5 protein-coding genes and 1 pseudogene are annotated in these 9,549 nt (G+C 44.7%); all 6 read left to right on the forward strand.

What is annotated here, in order from left to right; all coding sequences use genetic code 11:
- The first annotated feature begins 111 nt into the window (after positions 1-111).
- Positions 112-3,255: a hypothetical protein gene (locus MSA64_RS08170; protein WP_287891273.1), complete on the forward strand. Its 3,144-nt coding sequence runs from the start codon at positions 112-114 to the stop codon at positions 3,253-3,255.
- A 64-nt stretch (positions 3,256-3,319) separates the two neighbouring features.
- Positions 3,320-4,633 (forward strand): ABC transporter substrate-binding protein, encoded by a 1,314-nt coding sequence (locus tag MSA64_RS08175; RefSeq protein ID WP_287891274.1) that lies wholly within the window; start codon positions 3,320-3,322, stop codon positions 4,631-4,633.
- Between the two features lie 11 nt (positions 4,634-4,644).
- Positions 4,645-5,709 (forward strand): FecCD family ABC transporter permease, encoded by a 1,065-nt coding sequence (locus MSA64_RS08180; RefSeq protein ID WP_022172307.1) that lies wholly within the window; start codon positions 4,645-4,647, stop codon positions 5,707-5,709.
- Position 5,710: 1 nt separating this feature from the next.
- Positions 5,711-6,796, forward strand: a complete 1,086-nt coding sequence (locus tag MSA64_RS08185; protein WP_287891275.1) for an ABC transporter ATP-binding protein — start codon at positions 5,711-5,713, stop codon at positions 6,794-6,796.
- Positions 6,797-7,053: 257 nt separating this feature from the next.
- On the forward strand, positions 7,054-8,736 hold the full coding sequence (locus MSA64_RS08190) for a histidine kinase N-terminal 7TM domain-containing protein (protein ID WP_287891276.1): 1,683 nt from the start codon (positions 7,054-7,056) through the stop codon (positions 8,734-8,736).
- Positions 8,723-9,549: pseudogene (locus MSA64_RS08195) on the forward strand (hypothetical protein); the annotation flags it as partial. The gene MSA64_RS08190 and the pseudogene MSA64_RS08195, both read left to right, overlap by 14 nt.

Genomic DNA, 9,549 nt, shown 5'->3' on the forward strand with positions numbered 1-9,549 from the left:
GACTATGTTATACTATGTGCATCTTTTTTTGAAAGCGATTTGACGGACAGTTTTGCGGTCTTTTCTCTGTTGACCGTGGCAGACAATATGTTGAAAGAAAGGAAATGTGAGATGAAAGGAACAGGAAAGAGAATTCTCTCCGTATCCCTGTCTGTTATGATGGCATTGGGTATGCCGTCAGGAACATTTGCAGCTACTCCTGATGAAGCTGCAGCAGGACAGGTAAGCGAAGCTGAAGTTCCGGCAGCAGAACCGGAGGTAACACAGGAAGTCAGCCCGCAGGCGACAGAGGAGCCAAAGGCTGAGGAGAATGTTGAGAAAGAAAAAAATGAAGAACAGAAGGTTGATGCAAAAAAGGAGCAGGAAAGTGTGACAGAACCGACTGCGGAACCAGCTGCACAGCCGGAAGAAGTTAAAAATAATGAGAATACAAATGCCGAAACCAAGCCGAAGAAAGCACAGCCGGATGTACAGGTGACAAAGGCAGAACTGGTTGAGAAAAAAGAGAAATGTCTGGTTACAGTTTATACGGACAGCGATGTTTACGATCAGTTATATATCGGAAAGAAAGAAGATGCAAAGAAAACACCGGTGATCGCCGGGGAAAAGGATCGGAACGGAAAGTATAAGTTCCAGTTTGCAGTCAGCGAGGAAAAGCTGGGAAGTAAGCTGCAGATCGTTCCTGGGATAAAAGAATCCGGAGAGTGGTATACAAAACAGGATCTGTTCTGTCAGGTTCCGGAGAGAACACAGAAGGAAGACTCTGCAAAACCTTCAGAAAAACCGGCGCCGTCAGAGGCACCAAGTACAGAACCTTCTGAAAATACACTGGCGGATGGTACTTACACAGTAGAAACAGAAACAAACAATCAAATGTTTAAAGTGATAAGTACAAAATTAACAGTGAAAAATGGAAAGATGGAAGCACTGCTTATGTTAAGCGGTACTGGATATGATTACCTGTATCTGGGTTATGCAAAAGATGTGGAGGCTAATCAGGACCAGTGGATCAAATGGAAAGATGAGATTCCATATACAACTGCTGACGGTCAGGAGAAAACGGGAAGAACGTATGTAATTCCAGTAAGCGCCCTTGATCAGGCAATTCCGGTAACAGTATATTCAAAAACAAAAAAACAGTGGTTTGATCGCACCATCACATTGAAGTCTGAAGGAATGAAAAAAGTAGAAACAGAGGAAGTAAATCCAGAACCATCTGCTGCACCTACAGAAACACCAACTTCACCGACAACACCGGCGCCATCTACTGCACCATCTCAACCAGCACGTCCGGCAGGTGTTCCGGCGGATGGTGTTTATACAACGACTATCTCTACAGGAGCAGAGATGTTCCGTGTAGTGGCAACTATATTAACGGTAAAAAATGGAAAAATGAGTGCAGAAATCACTTTAAGTGGAACCGGATATGATTATCTGTACATGGGAACCGCAGCAGAAGCAGCTGGCAATGAGAGTCAGTGGATTGGATGTAAAGATGAGCAAAAATCCTATATTGAAAACGGCGAAGAAAAAACCGGAAGAAGTTATATCATTCCAATTTCAACACTGGATACTCCACTAGCTATGGCATCCCATTCAGTGAAAAGAGACAGGTGGTACGACAGAAGCATTACAGTAAGCTCGAATAATCTGAAAAAGATATCTTCTGGCGAAGCAGGAAACGGCGAAGGCGGAAGTCTGAATCCAACCCCAACTGTGGTTGAAACCGCAACAAAAGATTCTGTAAAGGACACAACCCCGGCAGTTGAATCCAAGTCAGAGTCCGATACCAGCGGTTCCACCAGTCAGGTAAACAGCAAAACTAAGCTGAAAGACGGTGTTTACACTCCGGACAAATTCACCTGGTCCGGTGGTACAGGAAAGGTAAGTATTACCTGCGATAAAGTAACCATCAAAAATGGCCAGGCTCTGGCAACCATCGCATTCAGCAGCTCCGCATACCAGTATGTAAAAGCAAACGGAAAGAAATATTTCCCGACCCACACCGGCGGAAAGTCCATTTTTGTAATTCCGGTGGAATTGAATAAAAACAATAAGATCATTGGTATGACCACCAAGATGAGCGCAGCTCATGAGATCGAGTACAGCATTATGGTCTACCTGGCAGCGGCTGACGGAGACGGAAGTGGCGCAGCAGCTGGAGACGGCAGCGGCACGAATTTTGGAAGCAAGGACAAGCTGGATGAGAAGGCGCCGGATATCATCGGTCTGAAATACAAATCAGAGACAAAACTGGACTATGCCGACTATTTTAAAATCTATCATTATGACGATGATATAACTCTTCTGGAGATCGATCTGTCCAAGGATACCGATAAGGATCCGGAGAAGCTGGAAAAGGATGCAGAAGCCAAGGATACAGCGGATGCGGATAACAAAAAGGATACCAAGAAAACCGGTAAGAGTGGCAAAAAGAAAGTTGCCAAGATTACCATCAAGAGAAACGATGAGGAAAAGAAGACCACAGACACCCAGAGCGTAGCCTATAACGATGAGGGAGAGGCTGTAGTACAGACCCAGGAAGAGATCACAGCAGATCTGTATAAGGCAAAGGTTGTAAAATATCTTATCGTTCCGGAAGATTCCGACGCAGAACTGCCGGTAGGTATCGAGAAAGAAATGATTGTTGTAAAACTGCCTATCAAGCATGCTTATGTGGATTCTGAAGAGTCTGTCAACACTCTGGAAACTCTGAAACTTCTGAAAAAGGTCAAAGCAGTAGGATTTGACAAGGATGAGACAGATATCGATGCAGTCAATAAAGGACTGGAAGAAGATAAGATGGTATATGCAGGGGCAGCCGATGATCTGAAATTCCGGGAACTGGTAAAGAATAAGATCGATTTTGCAATCGTTTCTTCTGAAGTTCTGCCGGGAAGCAAAACAGCAGAAGATGCCAAAGAAAAGGGCAGCGATACCGACGGCAAGAAAAACAGCAACAGTAAGAATCAGAAGAAAGCAGATGTGAAAGACGCAGACGATAAGAGTACAGATACAGACAGCAAAAAAACAACAGACAGTTCCGATGAAAATGAGGAAGAGGCAGTGCTGGATCAGCTGGCGGATAATTTTGCAACTCTCGGTATCCCTATGCTGATCGACCGATCTGCAGACGAAGAGTCTGATCTTGGCAAAGCTGAGTGGCTGAAGGTATACGGCGCATTCTTTGGATGCAGCGACAAGACAGACAAACTGTATGACAAAGCAGTTAAAGCTGCCAAAAGCAAAAAATAAAGATTGTCGTATTTGTTAACAGATATTGAATAGTTAAAGACAAAAGGACAAACGGGGAAAAAGAATGAAGAAAAATATTTATCAGAAATGCAGCCGGATGACGGCAGTGTTCCTTGCAGCAGCCATGCTGCTTACCGGCTGCGGCGGCAGTGGGGATACCCCATCTGCTTCTGAAAAGGCAGAGAGTACGACCCGGGAAAGCACGGATACAACGAAAGAAACCGATTCTGCAGACGCAAAAAAAGATACAGAAAAGCAGCAGGATGCAGAACAGAAAGGGGTATCCGGCGATACAGCTTCTTATCTGACAGATGCATCCGATGCGCCTGAGGTGGCAGGACTTACCTGCCAGGGGAAGCTGAAACTGGAGTATGCAGACTGCTTTGATGTGTATTATTATGAAGATGATTATCAGCTGATCGATGTACATGACAATGCTCAGTATCTTCTGGTGCCTGAGGGAGCGGAGGCTCCCGAAGGTCTGGACGACAGTATCATCGTGCTGCAGAAACCATTGGATAAGATTTATCTGGCAGCCAGCTCCACTATGGCGCTTTTCCGTGCACTGGATTCCCTGGATAACATCAAGATGAGTGGAATCGACGCTTCCGGCTGGTATATTGAAGAGGCAAAACAGGCCATGGAAGACGGTAAGATCCAGTTTGCAGGAAAATACAGCGAGCCGGATTATGAGATGCTGGTAGATCAGGATTGCGATGTGGCTATTGAATCCACTATGATTCTCCACACACCGAAAGTACAGGAGATGATCGAAGACCTGGATATTCCGGTATTTATCGACCGCTCCAGCTACGAGACCCATCCTCTGGCAAGAACAGAATGGATCAAGTTGTATGGTGCTATGTTAGATAAGGAAGAAGAGGCATATAGCTTCTTTGATGAACAGGCCAAGGTAATCGGCGACCTGAAAGACTTTAAAAATACGGAAAAGACGGTGGCATTTTTCTTTGTAAGTACGGACGGTTCTATTGTAGTGAGAAGAACCCAGGATTATATTCCAAGCATGATCGAGCTGGCAGGCGGAAGATACGTATTCCAGGATCTGGACAGTGTGGAGACAACCAGTGCTTCCGTATCCATGAGCATGGAGGAATTCTATGCAGCTGCAGCAGATGCAGATTATCTGGTATACAATGCCACTATTGACAATCCCATCCAGTCCGTAGACGAACTGGTTGCAAAGAACGAATTGTTTGAGGACTTCAAAGCTGTTCAGGAAGGCAATGTATGGTGTGTAGGAAAATATATGTATCAGGCAACGGATATCGTTGGTCAGCTGATCACAGATTTTCATCTGATGTTAACCGACGGAGATGAGAAAGACATGACATTCCTTACTAAAGTAAGTGATAAGTAACAGGAGAAATCATGAAAAAACGAAAAGAAGCCCTTCAGGGGGCAACCGATTTTCATTATGAAAATTTTCTGCGCAGAAGCCGGTATACATCGGTATTTCTCGTACTGCTGGCGGCATTTTGCGTGATCACTGTTTTGAATATCAATACCGGAAATGTGGATATCTCTATCCCAAAGATTTTAAAGATTATTTTTCTTCGGGAAGGAAATAAGATGGAATATAACATTATCTGGAAGATCCGTCTGCCAAGAATTCTGATGGCGGCCATCCTTGGGGGAGCACTTTCTCTTTCCGGATTTTTATTACAGACCTTCTTTGAAAATCCTATTGCAGGTCCCTTTGTGCTCGGTATTTCCTCCGGAGCCAAAATGGTGGTAGCTCTGGCGATGATTTATTTTCTGGGACGGTTTCAGGTGGTATCTTCTTATACGCTGATCATAGCAGCCTTTATCGGTTCCCTGATCGCCACAGGTTTTATCCTTCTGGTCTCCAGACGGATCAATCATATGGCAACACTTTTAGTAGCAGGTATCATGATCGGTTATATCTGTTCAGCGGTCACGGATTTTGTGGTGACTTTTGCAGAGGACTCAGACATTGTCAACCTGCACGGATGGAGCCAGGGAAGCTTTTCAGGTATGAACTGGAGCAATGTGAAGGTGGCGGCAGTTGTCATCGGAGTGACGATCCTTATTACATTTTTCATGTCCAAGCCGATCGGAGCTTACCAGCTGGGAGAAGCCTATGCCCAGAGTATGGGTGTGAATATTCGCTTTTTCAGGATTATGTTGATACTGACTTCCAGTGTACTTTCTGCATGTGTGACTGCATTTGCCGGACCTATTTCTTTCGTGGGAATCGCTGTTCCCTATCTGGTAAAGAGAAGTCTTGGAACTTCCCGGCCACTGATCGTCATTCCTGCCACATTTTTGGGTGGCGGTGTCTTCTGTATGATGTGTGATCTGATCGCGCGTATGGCATTTGCACCGCTGGAACTGAATATCAGTACCGTGACTTCGATATTTGGTGCGCCGGTGGTTATTTTCATGATGTTGCACCGGAAGAAAGGAAACTGACATGGGAGAATATTATTTTCATCTGGATCAGCTGACGGTGGGATACAACGGAAAGCCTCTGATTGATCAGATTCAGGTAGGTATCCATAAAGGAGAGATTGTCACACTGATCGGACCGAACGGATCCGGAAAATCAACAATTTTAAAGAGTATTACCAGACAGCTGAAGATACTTGGCGGTAAGGTTCTGTATGAGGAGAATGATCTGCACAAGCTTTCTTACAAGGAACTTTCCACCAGAATGGCAGTAGTTCTGACAGAGCGCATGCGGCCGGAACTGATGACCTGTCATGATATTGTGGCAACCGGTCGCTATCCTTATACAGGTCGCCTGGGTATCTTAAGCCGGGAAGACGAGGATAAAGTGGATGAGGCCATGCGGATCGTCCATGCAGAAGAACTGGGAAGCCGGGATTTTAATGCCATCAGTGACGGGCAGCGTCAGAGAGTCCTTCTGGCAAGAGCTATCTGCCAGGAACCGGAGATCATCGTGCTGGATGAGCCTACCTCTTTTCTGGATATCCGTCATAAGCTGGAACTGTTATCCATTCTCCGCTCTATGGCAAAAGAAAAGGGCATAACCGTGATCATGTCTCTTCATGAGATCGATCTGGCCCAGAAGATTGCAGATCAGATCCTTTGTGTAAAAGGAGATCATGTCTGCTATTACGGAACTCCGGAACAGATCTTTGAAGAACAGACCATCCGGGAATTATATGGAATCGAAAACGGATTCTATGATCCCAGATTTGGCAGTATTGAGCTTCCAAAGGTTGATGGAGAGCCGGAGGTCTTCGTGATCGCCGGATGCGGAAGGGGAATACCCATCTATAGAAAATTACAAAAGGATAATATCCCCTTTGCAACAGGCATCCTGTACACCAACGATGTGGATTATCAGTTAGCCCGCCTGCTAGCCGCCAGGGTGATCACAGAGGAACCTTTTTGCCAGATTACTCAGGAGCATCTCCGGGAAGCAATAAAGGTCATGGAAAACTGTAAAAAGGTGATCTGCGCCGATGTTCCCATCGGAGAATGCAACAAAGGGCTGGAGGAACTGATCCGGGCCGCAAAAAAGAGAATGTAAGAGAAGAAAACAAAGAAAGATCCTGATGAAATCTATTTTCACCGGGATCTTTTTGTTGCATTGTATATCAATAATTGGTCCGGTGGACCAATTTTGATTGCTGTTCGCGGGTGTCTGTTATGACTTGAGATATAGAGAGAAGATACGGTATAATGTATATACTTAAAGTAACTGTGTGACGTAGAGCAGTTACCATGCAGTCATTAAGCAAGGGCAAAAGTCCTTAGCATTATCAGGAGAGGAATTCTACAAATCAGATGAATGAAAAAACAGAAAAAATCAAAAAAATCAGGAATCTGCTCCTTGCCGGTGGTTGTATAATCACTGCCATAATATGCCGTCATCTTCCAGCCAACAGAGAATCGGGCTGGTTGGCCTTTTTTCAGCTGACGAGGGCATACCTGTATATCACCTTATATTGTGTCTGGGGAATTTCCCTTCAGCGAAGGATCGTCAACAGGACAGCACGAAGATGCCTGTGTGGGATCGCGTCCCTTATGATTTTCTGGTTTGTTATTCGTACACTGAAATATGATGTGTTTTATGAACCGGTATTACGACGTTACAGCTGGTATTGCTATTATATCCCGCTGTTGTCTATTCCCTCCCTTAGTGTGATCGCGGCATTGAAGATGAGAGAAAGTGAAAATCAAAAGAGAAGACAATGGACCGGTATTTTCCTGGTGATCACAGTGGGCGTGATCCTGCTTGTTATGACCAACGATCTTCATCAGCTGGTATTCCGCTTTCCGGCAGAAAAACCATGGACAGATGATGAGTATCTTTATGGTCCGGGATTTGTGTTTTGTGTGGCATGGATCGCTATCGGTTTTCTTACTATGCTGGGTATATTAATCGCAAAATGCAGGAACCCCGGGAAAAAGAAAATGTGGCTTCCCTTTGTGCCATTAGGACTGTTTTTTATCTGGGGTATTGCCAATATATTCCGTGTCCCGTATCTGAAAATCATAGCGGGAGATATGGCGGCGGCCTGCTGTCTTTTGATCGCCGCTCTTTTTGAAAGCTGTATCCAGTGTGGGCTGATTCTGGTAAATAACCGATACGGAGAATTGTTTCAGGCTTCCAGAGGAATCAATGCACAGATCAGTGACCGGAATCTGAACATCCGTTATACAACCGGTGACGGAATCGAGCTGGATAAAGAAGAGATGAAAGAAGCACTGGAGAATCCGGGATATGAAAAAGAAGGAATCCGTCTGAACAGTATCCCCATCAATGGAGGGTATGCTTTCTGGATCGAAGATATCCGTCAGCATCGAGCTGCTTATGAAAGTTTCTATGAGCTTCGCGAAGAACTGAGGGATCGAAACCAGCTTTTGAAACTGGAATATCAAAAAGAAAAAGAAAGAAAACAGGCGGAAGAAAAGAACCGGCTTTACGATCTGATGCAAAAGCAGACGGCAGAACAATTTCAGCAGATCGCCGGATATGTGGATCAGCTGGAACAGTGTACGGATCACAGGGAATATCACAGACTTCTGGGGAAAATCCTGATCGTAGGGTCTTATCTGAAAAGAAGGAAGAATCTGACACTTTCCGCACTGGAAGGTAAGGAATTAAAGGAAGAAGAACTGATCCAGAGCCTGAGGGAATCCTGCAGTAATCTGATCTTTTGTGAGATTCAAGGACAGTATTATATAGAAACCGGCAAAGAAACATTACCGGCAGAACTTGTCCTGAAGGCTTATGATTTCTTCGAGCAGACCGTAGAACTGCTCCTGGAACAGGGAGGTTCCCTTTTCTATCGTCTGACAGATATGGATGGTGTCCTTCGAATCTCAGTGAATCTTGAGGGTGTTTGCCGGACGGAGAGTCTGCAAGAAAAATATCCTTTGTTACATATGGAGCAGGAAGAAGAAAAAGAATGGTTTCTGGCTTTGCAACTGTCAGAGAAAGGAGGCAGGGATGAAATCCTTTGAAACATCCGGTATATTTGTCCAGGAAATGATTCTGGTTGCTCTTTTTTTCTTGATTCTGGTGGAAATCCGGCTGTTGTGTATCCAGCATTCCAGAAAGCGGAAGGCAGAGGTAATGGCTGTCAATTTTCTTTTACTGATTGCCAGCTACGGAATCCTGACCGATCTGCTGAGCGATTATCTGGCCATATGGGAAGGGAAAAACAGACTTCTTCATATTGCGGCCCGTTGGCCTGTAGGATTCCTTTTTTTCCTTATTCTTGCAGATAACGGTTATCTGATACGTCGCATCCGGAACGAGGATGAAAAATATAAAAAAGACTTGTCCGTATACTCCATCAAACAGACGCTGGATCACCTGAAATGCGGAATCTGCTTTTGCGATGATATCGGACAGATCGTATTATGCAATGAAAAAATGTATCAGTTAGGCTATATGCTTACCGGGGAGAATCTGCAAAGTTATCTGCTTTTAAAAGAAGCACTGGAGGCAAAACAATATTCCAACGGAATCTCAAAAGTAGGGAAAAAGAAAAATCTGTATTATTTTCCGAATGGTACCGTATGGGATTTTCGCCAGGAAAAACTGGAGGATCCCAGTCTGCAGGGTTATATACAGGTGCTGGCATTGGATGTGACCAATCTTTATTTTAACAGTGAGAAGATCCAGAAAAGCAATGAGGAACTTATCCGGCTGAATAAAGAAATAAGAAAAATGTATGAATGCATCGATGATCAGATCAGGGAAGAAGAAACTCTGGCTATGAAGATCCGTATCCATGACAGCTTCGGGCGCAGTCTCCTGGCAGTCCGACA

It is taken from the genome of Oliverpabstia sp., from assembly GCF_022785585.1.
GTDB classification, from domain to species: Bacteria; Bacillota; Clostridia; order Lachnospirales; family Lachnospiraceae; genus Oliverpabstia; species Oliverpabstia intestinalis.